Annotated in this window: 15 protein-coding genes; 9 read left to right on the forward strand and 6 right to left on the reverse strand. The window is 73.5% G+C overall.

Going from position 1 to position 16,770, the window contains the following annotated elements:
- The first annotated feature begins 229 nt into the window (after positions 1-229).
- The 5 genes from AB0D10_RS34400 (at position 230) to AB0D10_RS34420 (ending at position 7,611) form a co-directional block, all read left to right on the forward strand.
- Positions 230-739, forward strand: coding sequence for a hypothetical protein (locus tag AB0D10_RS34400; RefSeq protein ID WP_360263103.1), 510 nt, complete (start codon positions 230-232; stop codon positions 737-739).
- The gene (locus AB0D10_RS34405; RefSeq protein WP_360263228.1) at positions 709-2,127 is read left to right on the forward strand and encodes a hypothetical protein; all 1,419 of its coding nucleotides are present in this window, start codon (positions 709-711) and stop codon (positions 2,125-2,127) included. Before AB0D10_RS34400 ends, AB0D10_RS34405 begins: the two co-directional genes overlap by 31 nt.
- A gap of 8 nt (positions 2,128-2,135) precedes the next feature.
- The gene (locus AB0D10_RS34410; RefSeq protein ID WP_360263105.1) at positions 2,136-3,608 is read left to right on the forward strand and encodes a VWA domain-containing protein; all 1,473 of its coding nucleotides are present in this window, start codon (positions 2,136-2,138) and stop codon (positions 3,606-3,608) included.
- Between the two features lie 62 nt (positions 3,609-3,670).
- Positions 3,671-4,786: an AAA family ATPase gene (locus AB0D10_RS34415; RefSeq protein ID WP_360263108.1), complete on the forward strand. Its 1,116-nt coding sequence runs from the start codon at positions 3,671-3,673 to the stop codon at positions 4,784-4,786.
- Positions 4,783-7,611, forward strand: coding sequence for a hypothetical protein (locus tag AB0D10_RS34420; RefSeq protein ID WP_360263111.1), 2,829 nt, complete (start codon positions 4,783-4,785; stop codon positions 7,609-7,611). The genes AB0D10_RS34415 and AB0D10_RS34420 overlap by 4 nt, the downstream gene beginning before the upstream one ends.
- Before the next feature lie 509 nt (positions 7,612-8,120).
- Here AB0D10_RS34420 and AB0D10_RS34425 read toward each other — a convergent pair.
- Positions 8,121-9,350 (reverse strand): hypothetical protein, encoded by a 1,230-nt coding sequence (locus tag AB0D10_RS34425; RefSeq protein WP_360263114.1) that lies wholly within the window; start codon positions 9,348-9,350, stop codon positions 8,121-8,123.
- Between the two features lie 46 nt (positions 9,351-9,396).
- Positions 9,397-9,903, reverse strand: a complete 507-nt coding sequence (locus AB0D10_RS34430; protein ID WP_360263116.1) for a SigE family RNA polymerase sigma factor — start codon at positions 9,901-9,903, stop codon at positions 9,397-9,399.
- A 110-nt stretch (positions 9,904-10,013) separates the two neighbouring features.
- Between AB0D10_RS34430 and AB0D10_RS34435 the strand changes: the two genes are divergently transcribed.
- From AB0D10_RS34435 to AB0D10_RS34450, 4 genes are all read left to right on the forward strand, one after another.
- The gene (locus AB0D10_RS34435) at positions 10,014-10,511 is read left to right on the forward strand and encodes a phosphoribosyltransferase (RefSeq protein WP_360263119.1); all 498 of its coding nucleotides are present in this window, start codon (positions 10,014-10,016) and stop codon (positions 10,509-10,511) included.
- Between the two features lie 406 nt (positions 10,512-10,917).
- Complete coding sequence (locus tag AB0D10_RS34440; RefSeq protein WP_360263121.1) at positions 10,918-11,481, forward strand: phosphotransferase; 564 nt, start codon at positions 10,918-10,920, stop codon at positions 11,479-11,481.
- Positions 11,482-11,584: 103 nt separating this feature from the next.
- Positions 11,585-12,682 (forward strand): serine hydrolase domain-containing protein, encoded by a 1,098-nt coding sequence (locus AB0D10_RS34445; RefSeq protein WP_360263124.1) that lies wholly within the window; start codon positions 11,585-11,587, stop codon positions 12,680-12,682.
- On the forward strand, positions 12,679-13,467 hold the full coding sequence (locus tag AB0D10_RS34450) for a MerR family transcriptional regulator (RefSeq protein WP_360263127.1): 789 nt from the start codon (positions 12,679-12,681) through the stop codon (positions 13,465-13,467). The genes AB0D10_RS34445 and AB0D10_RS34450 overlap by 4 nt, the downstream gene beginning before the upstream one ends.
- Positions 13,468-13,630: 163 nt before the next feature.
- On the opposite strand, the gene AB0D10_RS34455 is transcribed toward AB0D10_RS34450, so the two are convergent.
- The 4 genes from AB0D10_RS34455 to AB0D10_RS34470 form a co-directional block, all read right to left on the reverse strand.
- On the reverse strand, positions 13,631-14,125 hold the full coding sequence (locus tag AB0D10_RS34455) for a hypothetical protein (protein ID WP_360263130.1): 495 nt from the start codon (positions 14,123-14,125) through the stop codon (positions 13,631-13,633).
- Positions 14,126-14,242: 117 nt separating this feature from the next.
- Positions 14,243-15,001, reverse strand: coding sequence for an IclR family transcriptional regulator C-terminal domain-containing protein (locus tag AB0D10_RS34460; RefSeq protein WP_360263132.1), 759 nt, complete (start codon positions 14,999-15,001; stop codon positions 14,243-14,245).
- Between the two features lie 163 nt (positions 15,002-15,164).
- The gene (locus AB0D10_RS34465) at positions 15,165-15,497 is read right to left on the reverse strand and encodes a putative quinol monooxygenase (RefSeq protein WP_360263135.1); all 333 of its coding nucleotides are present in this window, start codon (positions 15,495-15,497) and stop codon (positions 15,165-15,167) included.
- A 231-nt stretch (positions 15,498-15,728) separates the two neighbouring features.
- A complete protein-coding gene (locus AB0D10_RS34470) occupies positions 15,729-16,763 on the reverse strand; it encodes a LuxR C-terminal-related transcriptional regulator (protein WP_360263138.1) in 1,035 nt (344 codons plus the stop codon).
- Positions 16,764-16,770 lie beyond the last annotated feature (7 nt).

The following is a 16,770-nucleotide window of genomic DNA, read 5'->3' on the forward strand; positions in this document are numbered from 1 at the left end:
GCGGACCTCGACCCGCGAACCAGTGACATGTGCCATTTCACATGCCGCACCGGGGCGCCGTCAACGGGGTGCGCAGCAGCGGCCGTTGCTCCGCCCCGACAGGGCGTCAGTCAGAGGGTCGCGACCGCCGGGCCCGGTGACGACCGTCGGTGTCAGTGGCCACCACTACGTTCATCACCACAAGCGCCGCCGTTGCGGCGTACGTTCCCCCGAATCCTGAGGAGATGGTGTGCTTTCGCCTGCCTGGGAGAATGCGAGTACGGCCCGGGTGGTCCCGCCCGTCCGGCCGCGCAAGCTCGCCAAGGTCCCGTTCGTGGAGCTGGCCGACGGACGCCTGCAGGGCGTCGTCTCCAGCGGCTCGGACATCGGCCGGGTCTACGTGTCGGCCATCGCGGCCGGCACCTTCGAGTTCGCGTGCAGCACCAACAACAACCGGCCCTGCGGCGGTGCCAGGGGCAGCTACTGCAAGCACCTGGACGCCCTGATCACCGAGGCCGTCGAGCAGTTCGGCGGCGAGCGCGTCGCCCGCTACCTGCGGGTGGACACCGGCGCGCAGAGCCCCTGTGCCCGGGACATCGGCGGCACGATGACCGCCGCCCGCCCGGCCAAGGCCGCCGCGTCCCCGGCCGCCGCGGTGTTCGCCCGGTTCCTGAACCACCTGGAGTACCTGGAGCACGCCCCGGTGACCGCTCCGCTGCCCGACCTGCACTGGTTCCCGACGACGCGGGCGGTGGCGTGATGCGCACCGACGTCCTCTCCTCGCCGGTCGCCGGTCTCGACGAGGCCCTCGCCGTCGTCGACGCCTTCGACCGGGTGCTGACGGACGGTCTGCTCCGCCCGCAGCCCGCCCAGGCCCGGGCGCTCGCCGATCTCGCCGGTGCCGTCGCGGCCTCCCCGCTCGCCGCCACCGTCGCCGCGGCCGCCGAGAAGGCGGCCGCCGGTGCCGCGGACGAGGAGCACCTGCTCGCCCTGGCCGCGGCCCGTACCGCGCTGCTCGGCGCCGCGCACGACGCGCTCCGGCAGGTCGTCGCCGAGGCGACCGGCCGGACCACCGCCGCGTGGACCGCCCCCGCCCCCGCCACCCAGGACGCACCGAACCTGCTGTCCGCGGCCCGGGCCTGGCTCGCCGACCTGGCCCGCGCGGGCTGGCACGGCATGGACCACGACCTGGTGGCCGGCTCGGCGCAGGTGGTCACCGCGATGCTCCCGGATCCGGACCTGCGCCGACTGGCGGTCCTGCTCGACGGGTTCGCCGGTGAACTCGCCGCGTGTTGTCCCGGGGCCGGTCTGGAACGCGTGCCGGTGCGCCGGTGGGCGGACCTGTGGTCGCGGGCCCTGCTCCTGACGCACCCCGGCATGACCGCCGCGCCGAGCACCGGGACGGTCACCGGCCGACTGCTGCCGCTCGGTGTCGACCTGCAGGAGCACGCGACCGCCGCGCAGGCCCAGGTCCTCGCGGTGTTGGAGCCCGCCGACGGCTCCGCGCCGCGTCTGGTCCGGGCCTCCGTGTCGGCCCCGAAGCCGGACAGCGTCGTCGGCGCCGGGATCTGGCAGCTGCTCCGGCCGCGGCTGTCCCTCCTCGCCGCGGCCGGCGACGGCCGCGCGATGACGGTGACGGACCTGCCGGTCACCGCCGAGGGCGACCTCCTGTGGCGTGACGAGTGCGCGCAACCCGCGTCCCCGGCCGACCCGTTCGCGACCGCCCGAGCCGTCCTGCCCACCGCCCTCGACGCGCCGCTCGCGCCACTGGAGCGGCACCCCGTCCGGCTGGCCGCACCGGTCCTCGTGGAGGGCTACACCGCCCACGAGGACGACGGCGTGCTGACGTTCACCCTGGCCGGCCACCCGCTGACCGTCGACACCGGCCGGATCCCGGCGGCCTCGCCGCTCACGCCCCAGGCCGTGGCCGCGTCCACCGCGTGCATCGGCCTGCTGCGCTGGGACGCCGGGGCCTTCGCCCTCCAGCCGCTCGCCGTGGAAACCACGGTCAAACGCCGGACGGTGGGCGTACACGCCGGCGCATGGGCGGGCGGGACCACCGACAAGGCCGGCGCCAAGGCCGAGGCGGCCGCCACCGACACCGTGGCCGTGCTGCGCGAACGCGCCGGGAAGCTGCTGCGGAAGTGACCGAACCGATGACCGCACCCACCCCGGCGCCCGACGGCGCCCCCGTTCCGGATCCCGACGGCACCCCCCTTTCGGGGCTCAGCGGCCCACCCACCGCGGACTCCTCCGAGAACCGCCGTCAGGTGCTGTACTGGCACCTCCTGGCCCGCCTGTTCGACCCCGCGGAGCAGCCCGCTCTGGAGACGGCCGGCCTGGCCGTCGTCGAGGACATCGGTCTGCCCGCGGGCCTGTTGGACCCGCGCGTCTCCGTCGACTCCCTCGTCCAGCGCCATCCCCGGCTGGCCGCGGAGATCGAGGGCCTGATGACGCCGGACACCGACCCGGCCGACCCGGCCGGCCGTGACCGCGCCGCCGAGGTCCGGCGCGCGGCCCTGTACTCCAAGGTGCTCCTCAACACCTTCGCCACCGGCTCCGGCGCGGTGAGCGCGGGTCAGCTGTCCCGCTGGCAGTCCGACGCCGCGTGGCTGGAGCGCGCGCTCGGCTGCAAGCCGGGCGAGCTGCGCGCCGGCCGCCGCACCGGCGCGGGCGCCGCGTCCACCGGGACGGGCGCCGGCACGGGCTCGGGGAGCCCGGACCTGTCCACGCTCCTCCCCGTGATCGGCCCGGAACTCGCCGGCCTCGAAGCCGACCTGGTCAAGCGGATGCGCCTGCGGGAGGTCCTCGCCGACCACAAGCTCGCCTCCCGGCTCACCCCGAGCATGTCCCTGATCGAGCAGTTGCTGCACGACAAGGGCAATCTCGACGGTGTGGCGCTCGCCAACGCCAAGAAGCTGATCCGCCGCTTCGTCGACGAGGTCGCCGAGGTGCTGCGCACCCAGGTCGAGAAGGCCACGGTCGGGGAGATCGACCGCTCCGTGCCGCCGAAGCGGGTCTACCGCAACCTCGACCTGAAGCGCACGGTCTGGAAGAACCTGCCCAACTGGAACCCGGACGACGAGCGGCTGTACGTCGACCAGCTCCACTACAAGCGGACCGCCCGCAAGACCACGCCCCAGCGGCTGATCGTGGTGGTGGACCAGTCCGGCTCGATGGTCGACTCCATGGTCAACTGCACCATCCTCGCCTCGATCTTCGCCGGCCTGCCCAAGGTGGACGTCCACCTGGTGGCGTACGACACCCGCGCCGTCGACCTCACCCCCTGGGTCCACGACCCGTTCGAGACCCTGCTGCGCACCCAGCTCGGCGGCGGCACCGACGGCACCGTCGCCATGGCGCTCGCCCGGCCCAAGATCGCCGAACCGGTCAACACCGTCGTCGTATGGATATCCGACTTCTACGAGTGGAAGTGCGACGAGCTGTTCGAGCAGATGGCCGCCGTGCACCGCTCCGGGGCGAAGTTCATCCCGGTCGGCTCGGTCACCAGCTCGGGCCGCGGCAGCGTCAACCCGTGGTTCCGCGAACGGTTCAAGGACCAGGGCACCCCGGTGCTCTCCGGCCACATCGGCAAGCTCGTCCACGAGCTCAAGACCTTCCTCACCTGACCCGGCGCCCCGCGCGCCGACGCACACCTCCCCTGACCCCGCCGCAGAAAGGCGCCCGCCCGATGTCCGACATGCTCCGCGCTCCCGCCGAGACCAAGTACGCCGACGAACTGGACTACCTGGAGTCGGTCGACACCGACCCGAAGCCGTCCACCTGGCGGCTGTCCCCGAAGATGATCCGCACCTTCGTCCTCGGCTCCGACTCATCCGACGGCCCGGACCGCGAGATCGCCCAGAAGTGGTTCGGCGACCGCGGCGTCGTCGAACGCGCGATCGTCACCCTCGCCTCCGACCGCGGTCTCCTGCTCATCGGCGACCCCGGCACCGGCAAGAGCTGGCTCGCCGAACTGCTGGCCGCCGCCGTCTGCCGCAACTCGACCCAGGTCGTCCAGGGCACCGCCGGCACCACCGAGGACCACATCAAGTACTCCTGGAACGTGTCCATGGTGATCGCCAAGGGCCAGTCCCGGGAGTCGATGATCCCCTCCCCGATCATGACGGCGATGGAGACCGGCACCATCGGCCGCTTCGAGGAACTCACCCGCTCCACCAGCGACGTCCAGGACGCCCTGATCTCCATCCTGTCCGAGAAGTACGTCTCGGTGCCCGAACTCGGCGGCGAGGACGGCATCGTCTTCGCCAAGCCCGGCTTCGCGGTCATCGCCACGGCCAACAGCCGCGACCGCGGCGTCAACGACCTCTCCTCCGCGCTCAAGCGGCGCTTCAACTTCGTGCAGATCCCGGTCGTCACCGACAAGGCCAGCGAGGCGGAGATCGTCCGCTTCCGCACCGAGGAACTGCTGCGCCGCCACGACCTGCAGCTGGACGTGCCGCCCAGCCTCCTGGACGTGCTCCTGCGCAGCTTCGGAGACCTGCGCGACGTCGCCGCGACGGCGGGCAGCGACGACGAGCGGCTGGAGTCCGCGCTCTCCACCGCCGAACAGATCGGCGTGCTGGAGGACGCCGTCCTGCACAGCGACTTCTTCGGCGACCGCACGCTCACCGCCCGCGCCCTCGGCTCCTCCCTGGTCGCCTCGCTCGCCCGCCGCACCCCCGAGGACTCGGCCATCCTCACCAAGTACCTCACCGGCGTCGTCGGCCCGCGCAGCCAGCAGGAGGGCGGCGAATGGCCGCAGTTCCTCGACGCCGGCCTCGACACCCTCAAGGCGCTCGCATGAGCGACGCGACCACCCGGGTGCCGGCCGGCGACGGGCACCCCGCACCCGACACCTTCGCCGCCCTGCGCACCCAACTGCACGACGCCGCCGTCGAGTTCGCCGGAGGCCCCGGCGCCCTGGACGGCATCCTGCACGGCCTCGTCGACGACGTCGACCGCGCCCTGCGCGAGCCGATGGAGATCTTCCCCGTCTGCCACCACTCCCCCGCCTCCGCCACCGCCATGGCCCGCCGGCTGCGCGCCAAGCAGCCCAGGACGGTGTTCCTGGAGCTGTGCGAGGACATGACGCCGGTCCTCACCGAACTGCGCAACTGCCGCCTGCCGGTGGCGGTCCAGGCGTTCGCCACCCGCATCGACGGGTTCCCTGCCGACTGGGCGCCGCTGTCCGTCGTCGCGCCGATCACCGAGGCCTCCGCCGAGTACCAGGCCATCGCCTACGCGCTGGAGACGCCCGGTGTCGACCTGGTCCTCGTCGACCGGTCCAGCGACCACGTCTTCCAGTGGCAGCCCCGGCTGGACGCACCGGCCGAACCCGCCGCAGGCGAGGAGGAGTCCGCGCTGCACGGCGACGCCGTCGGCGTCGAACTCGGCGACCTGCGGCCCCGCTTCGCCGACCTGGAGAAGCACCTCCTGCGCCACGGCAACGTGCGGCACTGGTCGGAGTGGTGGCACCAGTACGTCGAGGTGCCGCTCGGCGACGCCGACCACGACACCTACCGGCAGGTCATGTTCCTGATCGGCAGCCTGTTCCGCCGGCTCGCACCCGGCGACCCGGACCGCGTCCGCGTGGACGAGGACCGCGAACGGTACATGTGGACCCGCATCCGCGAACACCTGGCCGCCACCGGCGCCGACCCGGCCGACAGCGTGTACGTCTGCGGCGCGTTCCACGCCGCCGGCCGCGTGGCCGAGTTCGGACTCCACGGCTCCGACACCTTCACCGTCTCCCCGCGCACCGCCACCGAGTGGCAGTACGGCCTGATCCCCTCCAGCCACTCCGCCATCGAGGCGCAGTTCGGCCTCGAACGCGGCTCCGTGTCCATCGCCGCGACCCACTGGGCGAAGAACCTCAAGCGCACCCGCACCCAGCCCTACCGGCTGAAGGGCCAGGCCGGTGCCAAGGCGGGCGCGAAGGCCGGCCTCACCTCCCCCCGGGCACGCAGGACCGCCGCGCCCACGCCGGTGCCCGACACCGACGCCACCGACCAGCTGTCCCGGTTCCTCCAGCGCCCGCCCGCCCTCGACCGGCTCGACCAGGAGGAACTGCTCGGCTGGTCCGTCGACATCGTGCGCGCCGCCCGCGGCAACGGCTACCTCGCCTCCACCGCCGACGCCATCGCCGTGTACGAGACCGCCATCCTGCTCGCCGGGATGCGCGACCGGGCCAAGCCCACCCCGTACGACTTCGAGGACGCGGCGGTCACCTGCATCGAGAAGGACACCGTCCCCGGCCGGCGCGACGTCCGCCGCCTCGTCGAGATCATGATGGGCGGCGACCGGATCGGCCAGGTCGGCTACGAATCACTGCCACCGCTCGCCCGTGAGGTCCACGACCGTCTCGCCCCGCTCGGCCTGAACCTCCAGGCCCGCGGCGTCAAACGGGCCCTGCTCGACCTCAAGTCCGACCCCGGCCTGCGGCCCTGCTCCGACGTGCTCTGGATGCTGCGCCACCTGATCCCCGACGCCGCCCGCCCCATCATGGGCGAACGCACCCTCGGCGAGACCTCCGTGCAGGAGTCCTGGGACGTCTCCCTCGGCACCCACCAACGGGCCCTGATCCAGCTCGGCTACGAAGGCGTCAGTCTCGAACAGGTCCTCGAACAGCGACTGCGCCGCGACGCCAACTCCCCGCAGGCCGACGCCGCGGTCGTCCTGCGGACCGTCGAGGACGCCACCCGCTACCTGGGCAGCCGCCGGCTCGCCGACGAACTCGGCACCCGGGCACTGGAGGCGCTGTCCACCGAACGCAGCGTCGACGGCGCGCCCGAAGTACTGCGCCGGGTGCGGAAGCTGCTCGCCTTCTACCGCACCAGCGAACCCGTCCTCCCGGAGTGGATCGAACGGTTCGCCAAGACCGGGTACGCGCACTACTGCACCCTGCTGCCGACGGCCTTCACCGACGAGGCGGCGACGGTGCGTCAGGTCGCGGCGACCCTGGGCTTCCTCTTCGGCATGGAGAGCCTGGCACTCTCGCTCGGCAGCGACCGCACCCAGCTGGAACTGGCCGTCGCGCAGTCCCACCCGGAGGAACCGTCGAAGGTCGCCCTGTTGTGGGCCGCACAGGTCCACCTCGGCCGCCTCACCCGCCATGACCTGCGCGAACGCTGCGCCGAACTGCTCGGCAACCCGCTCATGCTGCCCGCCTACCCCCGCTACCTCAGCGGGCTCCTGCACGCGCTGGAGCCCGTCCCGGGGCTGGTCGACCTCGTCGTCGAAGCCGTCTCCAACGCCTTCGCCCGGCTGCCCGACCCGGTCCTGCTGCCCTGGCTGCCCACCCTCATCGCCACCCTGCGCGTCGGCGGCGCCGACCTGGCACCCCTGCTGACCCGAGAAGCCGGACGCCTCTTCCCCGGCCGGCTCCCCGCCCTGGACGCCTGGGTCCCGCCGTGGCGCGCGACGGCGCCCGAACCGGCCACACCCGGCATCGAACCCGCCGGCCGGGGATCCGCCCTGCTCGCCACGCACCCCGGCACCTGCGACGCCCTCGCGGCCCTCCTCGGCTGCGACGGCACCTGGGCGGCACCGGGCACCCCGACGGGCTCGGCCCTGCTCGGCAGGCACCCCGGCACGGCCGGCGCGCTCGCACTCCTGCTCGGCGCGGCATGAGACGGCATGCCGGGTCGACGGAGGGCTGAGCCGCCGGCGAAGGGACGGGCCGTCCTCCCGGGACGGGCCGTCCCACTACGGGCCGTAGACGCGGCCCGGTTCGCACAGGGCGTCGATCCCGGCGCTCTCCGCCTCGCTCGGCTGCGCGTCCAGGGCGACATCGGTGACCTGCCGGGCACGGGTGCGGCCACCGTTCGATCATCGTGCGTTGTGGCGACAGACGGAGATCAACCGATGGCCGTGGGCCAGAGCGTATCCCCTGTCCGGTGACAGTCGGTATTCGACGGCCTGAGCGGAGATCAGGACGCACGCACCCGCCGCTTGGCGACAGGGCCTACAGGGCCTGCACGCCCGCCCGGTGAACCCGGATCAGGGCATCAGCGTCCATGCGGCCAGGATGCCAGGCACGCTCCGGCTCGCCGCCGCCGGGTCACGGCCGGCGATTCCGTTCCCCGGCGTGCCGGTGCCGGACGGCCTGCTGACAGGCTGCCTCGTGATCCAGGGACCGGTCAGGGGTGCCAGGCGGGGGCGGTGGCGATGGCCCTGAGTTGGTCGACCGTCAGGGCCGGGGTGCCCGGGAGTGCCTGGGCTTCGCTGGTGCCGTTCCATTCGGTCGCGAGGACGCGGGTGCCGTCCGGGTGCAGGACCTCCACGCTCCACCACAGCGTCGGGCCTGCGCCGGTCTTGGTCGCGCCGGTCTCCCGTACCAGCACGCTCGACCCGTCCGGGGCGTGCGTGAGGGTGCCCGACGTGTCCTGCTCGAACGCCTCGCGTTCGCGGGCCGCTTCGGCCTTGTCGCCCGGGCGGGGCCGGATGTGGACGGCGAGCATGCTGGTCCGGCCTTCCAGGGTGAGCGAGAGGTGGGCCTGGCCCGGGGTGTGCTGGGCGGCGCCGCTGTCCGTGACGGCGCCGGGCGGAAGCAGGGTGGCGGCGGTGGCCAGGATCTGCGCGGGTGCCGGTCCGGACGCGGCGGGTGCGGTGCCCGTGGCCCCGGTCGGGGCGGGGTTGGCGAAGACCGGGTTCCAGGCACTGCTGGTGACGGCGGCGACGAGCTGTGCGCTGGTCAGCGGTGGGGCGGGGCGGGACAGCGGGGGCCCGAAGCTGGTGGAGTTGACCTCCCAGATGCCCACCTGGCGCCCGTCGGTGCCGGTGTAGGTCGCCTGCCACTTGGTGACCTGGGCCTGCGCGTCGGGGGCCAGTTTGTCGACCACCACGATTCCCCCGTCGGGCAGGACGGTGCGCTCGCAGCCCTCGCTCGGTGCCTCGACCGGGTCGACGCACTGGGTGCCCCGGGTGGCGTCGGTGATCGGCAGGGCGACGCGGTTGATGGTCAGGTTCACCATGCCGGCGCCGTTGCCGTCGTCGTAGAGCAGGAACGCGGACGGCGGCAGGCCGGGGACGGGCCCGTCACCGACGCCGTTGCCGTTCGTGGCGCCGATCCGGCCGGGCGGCAGGACGGAGGTGAGCGTGTCGGTCATGAACCGGGCGGTGATCTGCTCGGGCCACCCGGCAGTGGGCGCCGTGGCGGTGCCGGTGCCCGCGTCGGCGCCCGGGTGCCACACGGCCAGGGCGACGACGGCGGCCGCGGTGAGGGCCGCGCCGCCGGTCAGCACCGCCTGGCGGCGCCGGTGCCGACGGTGGTGCCGGCGGGCGCCGTCGGCGAGGCCGGCCGCCGACGGGGCGGGGGCCAGGTCGGCGGCGTCGCGCAGGAGGCGCGCGAAGGTGTCGTCCGGGGACATGCCGTGACTCCTCATCTCGTTCGTGGGTGCGGTGGACGCGGTTCGGTCAGGAGCGGGCGAGGTCGTCCAACTCCGTGCCCAGCACGGCACGCAGCCGCGTCAGGGCGCGGGAACTGCGCGACCGTACGGCGCCCGCGCTCAGCTGCAGGACGTGCGCCGTGTCCTCGACGCTGCGGTCCTCCCAGAAGCGCAGGACGAGGACGGCCCGGTCCGGCGGGGGCAGTTCGCCCAGCGCCCGCAACAGGGTCAGGCGCAGGGCGGGGTCGGAGTCGGCGACCGCGGCCTCGGCGAAGGTGTCGGTCACGTGCTCGGTGCTGCTGCGGCGCCGGCGGTGGGACAGGAAGGTGTTGACCAGGACGGTCTGGGCGTAGCCTGCGGGGTTGTCCAGGCGCGCCACGCGGCGCCACTTCCCGTAGAGCTTGCCGAGGGCCTCCTGGGCGAGGTCCTCGGCGAGGTGCGCGTCGCCGCCCGTCAGCAGGAAGGCGGTCCTGACCAGGTGCTGCCCCCGTGCCGCGGCGAACTCCCGGAAGTCCGGGGTGGTTGAGCGGTCCATGTCTCTCTAACGCGGTGGGGGCCGGTTTTCGTCGCACGCGCTCGTTCTGCTTCCGCTCCCCGGCGTGCCGGTGCTCCCCGCCCGGCCGGCGGCCGAGGACACTGGGCGGTGTGACTGACGTGCGCGAGACCTTGGATTACCAGGCATTCGGTCGGGTGGTGCGCGAACTCGCGCAGACGATCGCCGACGACGGGTACGAGCCCGATCTCATCCTGAGCATCGCCCGTGGCGGTGTGTTCGTGGCGGGCGGTCTGGCGTACGCGCTGGACTGCAAGAACATCCACCTCGTGAACGTGGAGTTCTACACGGGCGTGGGCACCACCCTGGAGATGCCCGTCATGCTGGCGCCCGTCCCCGCGGCGATCGACTTCACCGCCAAGAAGGTCCTGATCGCCGACGACGTCGCCGACACGGGCAAGACGCTGAAGCTGGTGCACGACTTCTGTCTCGGTCACGTCGCCGAGGTGCGGTCCGCCGTCATCTACGAGAAGTCGCACTCGCTCGTGAAGTGCGAGTACGTGTGGAAGCGGACCGACCACTGGATCGAGTTCCCGTGGTCGACGCAGGGGCCGGTCGTCAAGCGCGACGGCCAGGTGCTCGACGCCTGACCGGCCCGGGGCGCCCCCGGCGGAAGCGGCTCGTTCCTCGCCCCCGTCGCCTTCACCGGTAGTGGGGTCGAGCAGCAGGTGGTGCATGATGCACGGCATGAGTGGACGGGCGGTCAGCAGTCGGGAGCGGGGGCCTGCCGGTCGCAGCGGCGGCCACGGGGGCTCCGCATGACGGCATCGCGGCGGTCGGACGGGGACGCGCTGGCGGGCGGCGGCGTCAACCACGTCGTGCGGGTCGGTCCGGCGGCCCGCGGGTCCGTGGAGCCGCACGGTCCAGGCCCTGCTGGACCACCTGGGGGAGGCGGGGTTCTCCGGTGCCCCGCGAGCGCACGGCTTCGACGCCGAGGGCCGGGAGGTCCTCGACTTCGTCCCCGGTCGCGTCGCCGGTTACCCGCTGCCGGACCACGTGCGGTCGGACGCGGCGCTGCGGGCCGTGGCGGTGATGCTGCGCGCGTACCACGACGCCACCGTCGGCTTCGTGCCTGCGGCGGACACCCGGTGGTACTTTCCCGCCCGTGAGCCGGCCGAGGTGATCTGTCACGGCGACGTCGCCCCCTACAACTGCGTCTTCCGCGACGAGCGGCCGGTCGCGTTCATCGACTTCGACACCGCCCATCCCGGTCCGCGTGTCTGGGACCTCGCCTACGCCGCCTACCGGTTCGTACCGCTGACCGATCCGGGCAACGAGGACTTCACCCTCCCGGTCGGGGAGCAGGTCCGCAGACTGCGGCTCCTCGCGGACGCCTACGGGCTGGACGACGGTGGTCGCGCGGCACTGCCCGACACGGCCCGGCACCGCCTGGAGCACCTGGTACATCACATGCGCGGGCAGGCCGAGGCCGGCTCCGCCGCGTTCGCCGAGCACGTCACCGCCGGGCACGACGCCCTGTACCTCACCGACGCGGCGCACATCGCCCGTCACACGGCAGCCTTCGCGCAGGCGCTGAGCCGGACCGCGCCGCAGCGGTGACGCTGTGAGACGGATCACGGTTGAGGTTGACCTCGGGGCAGGGTGGAGGCTCGTCGCAGCGGCAGGACGCCGAACCGGGCACCACCGAGGCGAAGGAGCAGCCATGTCCACCGATCTTTCCAGTCAGGTCCTGAATTGTCCGCAACTGCTGGCGGCGGTCGAGGAGTTGATCGAGTCCGGATTCCTCGGGGTCCAGGTCCGGGTGAACGACAAGCGAGGCGAGTGGGTCGGCGGTGCCGGCGTCCGCGAGCTGGGCGGGAGCGCCGAGGCGCTGACGAACGGACACTTCCGGATCGGCAGCAGCACCAAGAGCTTCGTCGCCACCTCGGTGCTGCTGCTGGTGGCCGAGGGCCGGATCGGCCTGGACGTCCCGGCCGCCGGCTACCTGCCCGAGTTCGGGCTCGACCGGCGGATCACGGTGCGGATGCTGCTGCAGCACACCAGCGGGATCTTCAACCACACCGGCGAGCTCTACGAGGACGGGACGGTCGTGTTCGGCGTTCCCTGGCAGGGCAAGGAGTGGGTGGACAACCGGTTCAGGACCTACCTGCCCGAGGAGCTGGTGAGGTTGTCGCTGTCCAGGCCGGCCCGGTTCGCGCCGGGGACGGGCTGGAGCTACGCGAACACCAACTACGTGCTGGCCCGGCTGGTGGTCGAGCGGGTCACCGGCCGTCCGTTCGCCGAGGAGGTGCAGCGGCTGGTCCTGGGACCGCTGGGCATGACCGGCACCCGTGCGCCGGGCGCCTCGCCGGAGGTCCCGGAGCCGCACAACCACGGCTACTACCGCTACGAGGACGCCGGGCGGGAGCGGACGGTCGACGTCACCCGGCAGAACCCGACCTGGGTCGGCGCCGGCGGGGACATGATCTCGACCACCCGGGACCTGCACACCTACTTCTCCGCGCTGATGGGCGGCAGGCTCCTGCCGGCCGAGCTGCTGGCCGAGATGCGCACCCCGGAGGCGACCGTCGGCTACGGCCTGGGGGTGTTCGCGCAGGACACCGGGGCCGGCACCGTCTTCCACCACAACGGCGCCACCATGGGCTCGGCGGCGCTGATGTACGGCGCCCCCGACGGCAGCACGACCCTGACCGCCGGGCTGACCTGGGTGGACGACGCCGACCTGTCGATAGCCCCAGCGTTCCAGGCCGCCCAACAGCGTTTCGTCGACGCGGTGTTCTGCGGCAAGCTGGGCCGATGAGGAACGCAGCGGGGAACGGGGTGACGATCGGGCAGGCGGCCGCGTTCGTCGGCGTCACGGTGAAGACGGTGCGGCACTACCACAAGCTCGGCCTGGTCGCGGAGCCGGACCGGGACGGCTCCGGCTACCGGCGTTACGGCTCCGGCGAGTTGCTGCAGCTGGTGCAGGTGCGGACGCTGGCCACCGCAGGCGTCCCGCTGGCCGGGATCGGGCCCGTGCTCGACTCCGACGCCGAGCGGTTCGGCGCCGAACTCGCCGACGTCGAACGGCAGCTCACCGCGCGCATCGACGAACTCGTCGCCCGCCGCGACACGCTGCGCCGGCTCGCCGACGGCGACCGGGCCCTGCTGCCCGACCGGGCCTGCGCGGTCCTGGCCCGGATGGCCGACCTCGGCTTCGGCCCCGACTACGTGGCCGCGCAACGCGAGGCCCTGGTCCTGGCCCGGGCGCTGGTGCCGGAGGGCTTCGACGGCTTCCTGTCCCAGCTCGAACACGGGCTGGACGACCCCGCGCACATCGAGCTGACCAAGCGCGGCTGGGAGGCCGAGAGCTGGGAGCCGGACGACCCGCGGATCGAGGAACTCGCGACCTCCATGGCCGAGCACTACCTCGCCAACCCCGCGCTGCTCGGGGACCCAGCCAGCCTGCGGGCCTGGGCCAAGGCCTCGGCCCAGTACGAGCTGATCAACGGCCACCGCGGGGACCGGGCACCGGTCGCGGCCCGGCTGACCGCACTCACCGAGTCCAAGCTGCGCTCCGCGGGCGGGCCCGTGCCGCACCGCTGACGAGGCCCGCGTGCCCCGGGGACGGAGAACGACGGTTCCAGGGAACGGTCGTTCTCCGGACGGCGGTTACCGGAACGGCCGTTCCCCGAGGCGTTCCCCGAGGTGTTGGTGTTCCCCGAGGCGGTCGCCGAGGCGGTCACCGACGGCCGGAGGGCGGGATCCCTCACCCCGCCGTCAACTGACGGTGGGTGACCCGGACGACCTCGTGCCAGAACGGTGCGGCTGACAGGTAGCCGCCGAGCGCGGCGAGCACGCCGAACGACACGTCGACGCTCACCCGGCCCTGCTCGGCCCAGTAGACGTCCTGCAGGTCCAGCAGCAGCGCGAACTCGTCGGTGATCAGGGCCGCGCCCGCCCCGTAGACGGCCGCCACCGCCGGGTGGCCGACCGCCTGCTCGTCACCGCGGACGGCCACCAGGCCGACGCCGGCCAGTGCCGCGATGCCGAGGTTGTAGTGGTGCAGGTGCTTACCGCCTGCCGAGACGTCGCCCCACGGCAGCCAGCCGCCCTTGATCCCGTGCGTGATGAACCGCACCGTGGCGAAGGTGGTGCCGAACGCGGCCCACATGACCACCAGTGACCGCTTCGTCGGCGTCAGGTGCCGGTCCGCTGCCCGCCGCCACGCGCCCACCAGCCGCGCAGGTGCCGCTGTTGCCATGCCGCCGACCTCCGACCGCCGTCCGGTCCCCCACGGCAGACGCTAACCGACGTGGTGCCGGCCCACCCCCCGACTGCCGCGGCCGCGGGGGGCGGGTGGCCACCCGGACGGCCGTCGTCAGGGCAGGGCGAGCGGCGAGGCCTCCCGGGCGGCCTGCTTGACGGCGGCGATCAGCTGGTGCCGGCGGGCCCGCAGGTCCTCGGGCCGGACGGACAGCGACACGCTCCCGATCACGGCACCGTTCGCCCCGAGCACGGGGGCGGCCAGACAGGCCAGCCCCGGCCGGGCCTCCTCGACGTCCAGGGCGACGCCGATCCGGCGGATCCGCCGCAGCTCCCGGTCGAGCCGTTCGGCGGAGGCGATGGTGTGCGGGGTGAACCGGTGCAGCCCCGGCTGTTCGAGGTAGCGGCGGCGCGCGGCCGGCCCGGCGGCGGCCAGGGCGATCTTGCCGTGCGCGTAGGCGTGCGAGCGGGGGTCGACGCCGACGGTCAGGTCGACCGGCTCGGCGCCCTCGGCGGCTGCGGTCCGCACGTCCGCGATCACCAGACCGTCGCCCTGGTAGGCCACGTAGTTCGCGGAGGCGTGGGTGGAGTGCCGCATGCGCGCGAGCACGCCGTCGATGCCGTCGGCGAGGCCCATCTGCTGCTGGAACGCCCGGTGGAGGGCCGAGATCCGGTATCCGAGGGTGTAGCCGCCGTCGGTGCGCACCAGGTAGCCGCGCTCGGTGAGCGGGGCCAGGAGGGTGTAGACCGTCGACAGGGCGCAGCCGAGCGTACGGGCCAGGGCCTTGGCCGGGACCGGGCCGTCGGCCTGCGCGACGAGTTCCAGCACCTCCAGGGTGCGGTCGGCGGCGCGCGGCCCGGTCTGGCCCGCCATGGCGAACGCTCCTCCTGCTGGTCTTCCGTGACCCGTCCAGTGTGCCGGTGGGCGGACCGGGGCGACCGACCGGCCCCCGGGTACGAGCGTCCCGGGGGCCGGGACCCGGGCGGCGGGGTCAGGCGGCGGGGTCAGGCGGCGGGGTCACGCCCGGGGCTCGGGCTCAGGACTCGTGGGGCGAGATCTCCCCCATCAGGTCCCAGCCGTCACGCTCCGGGAGGTCGATGCTGATGATCTTCGGCTTGGCCGCGACCGCGCCGGACAGCGTCTCCATCGCCTGCCGGAAGTGCGCCGACTCGACGTGGGCCCGGCCGGCCTCGCCGTCGCGGAACCCCTCCACCAGGACGTACTCGTTCGGGTCGTCCATGCTGCGGGACCAGTCGAAGAACAGGTTGCCCGGTTCGGCGCGGGTGGCCTCGGTGAAGTCGCGGACGATGTCCGGCCACTGCGCGGCGCGCTCGGGGCGGACGGGGAACTTCACGGTGATGAAGATCATGGAGGTCCTTCGGATCGGGGAGGACGGTCGGGTCCTCACCCTGCCCGAGCACCGGCCGGCACCGGAAGCAAGCGGCGCCGCGATTCCACCCATGCCGGAATCGCGGCGCGAGTCGGGTCACGAGTCGCGCCGCGAGTCGGGTCGCGTGTCGGGTCGCGTGTCGGGTCGCGTGTCGGGTCGCCCCGGGTCGCCCCGGGTCGGGAGTTCGACCGGGCCGGTCGGCGCCCCTTCCTACGCGGCCCCTGACAGGTCGGCCAGCACGACGGCGACGAGTTCGCGGCGGCTCCGGACACCGAACTTGTCGAAGACGGCGGTCAGGTGTTCCTGCACGGTATTGGCGGAGATGTGGAGCTCGTCGACCAGCTGGCGGGTGGAGTGCCCCCGGATGACCAGGGCTGCGACGCGGGTCTGGGCGTCGGTGAGTCCGTGGGCGCTGAGCAGGACCGCTCCGAGTTCCGCCGGTCGGGCCGGTTCCACCACCACGCCGATCTGCCGGCCCAGGCGGCTGGTGTGCAGGGCGAGCCACCGGCCCGAGCGCCCGCGGACGCGGACGGTCGAGGGCACCGGTCCGGCGGCGGCCGCGAGCACGCTGACCGGGAGCAGGCCGGCGTCCTGCCGGTCGCCGTCGGGGAAGTCGGTCAGCCACTGCTCGGCCTCGGGGCTCATGGACACGGTCCTGAGCGCGGAGTCGAGCAGGATGAGGCCCACCCCGTCCGGGCCGGCGGTGGCCTCCGGGGGCGGTGCTGCGGTCACCGCCGTGCGCAGGCCGGTCGCCAGCGCCGGTGCGATGCGCCGGACGAGGGCGATCTCCTCGCCGGTGAAGCCCGGGGAGGAGTCCTCCCGGTGCAGGCACAGCACGCCCCAGCAGCGGTGTCCGGTGACCAGCGCGGCGCGCAGTTCGTCGCCGAGCCCGAGGGGGGCCATGATCTCCCGGTAGCGGGCGCTGTCCCTCCGGTTGCCTTCGGTGGCCCGGTCCAACGAGCCGACCGGATCCGCCGCCCGGGCGAGGCCGGCGAACTTGTTGACGTCCGCGCGCCCGAACTCGTTGTCGAGGAAGAGCGCCGTCGCGGGGCCCAGCGGCTCCTCGGCGGTCGCCGAGGTGAACAGCAGGGTCACCGGATCGACGGTCGCGGAGAAGGCGGCCTCCGCCGGTACCACCCGGCGCAGACGGCCGAGGATCTCCGTGCCCAGCGCGGCGGTGTCCAGCCCGCCTTGGCACCGTCGTTCGATGTCGGCGAGTCGGCGTTCCACGGCCGCACCTGCCACGAACACG

The sequence above is a fragment of the Kitasatospora sp. NPDC048545 genome, from assembly GCF_040651155.1.
In the GTDB taxonomy this organism is placed as follows: domain Bacteria; phylum Actinomycetota; class Actinomycetes; order Streptomycetales; family Streptomycetaceae; genus Kitasatospora.

Bases quoted from the DNA above. Each gene is read 5' to 3' on its own strand.
- AB0D10_RS34450 (WP_360263127.1), top strand. From the start codon at position 12,679: ATGAGGAACGCAGCGGGGAACGGGGTGACGATCGGGCAGGCGGCCGCG.
- AB0D10_RS34460 (WP_360263132.1), bottom strand. From the start codon at position 15,001: ATGGCGGGCCAGACCGGGCCGCGCGCCGCCGACCGCACCCTGGAGGTG.
- AB0D10_RS34430 (WP_360263116.1), bottom strand. From the start codon at position 9,903: ATGGACCGCTCAACCACCCCGGACTTCCGGGAGTTCGCCGCGGCACGG.
- AB0D10_RS34465 (WP_360263135.1), bottom strand. From the start codon at position 15,497: ATGATCTTCATCACCGTGAAGTTCCCCGTCCGCCCCGAGCGCGCCGCG.
- AB0D10_RS34410 (WP_360263105.1), top strand. From the start codon at position 2,136: ATGACCGCACCCACCCCGGCGCCCGACGGCGCCCCCGTTCCGGATCCC.
- AB0D10_RS34420 (WP_360263111.1), top strand. From the start codon at position 4,783: ATGAGCGACGCGACCACCCGGGTGCCGGCCGGCGACGGGCACCCCGCA.
- AB0D10_RS34455 (WP_360263130.1), bottom strand. From the start codon at position 14,125: ATGGCAACAGCGGCACCTGCGCGGCTGGTGGGCGCGTGGCGGCGGGCA.
- AB0D10_RS34415 (WP_360263108.1), top strand. From the start codon at position 3,671: ATGTCCGACATGCTCCGCGCTCCCGCCGAGACCAAGTACGCCGACGAA.
- AB0D10_RS34425 (WP_360263114.1), bottom strand. From the start codon at position 9,350: ATGTCCCCGGACGACACCTTCGCGCGCCTCCTGCGCGACGCCGCCGAC.
- AB0D10_RS34445 (WP_360263124.1), top strand. From the start codon at position 11,585: ATGTCCACCGATCTTTCCAGTCAGGTCCTGAATTGTCCGCAACTGCTG.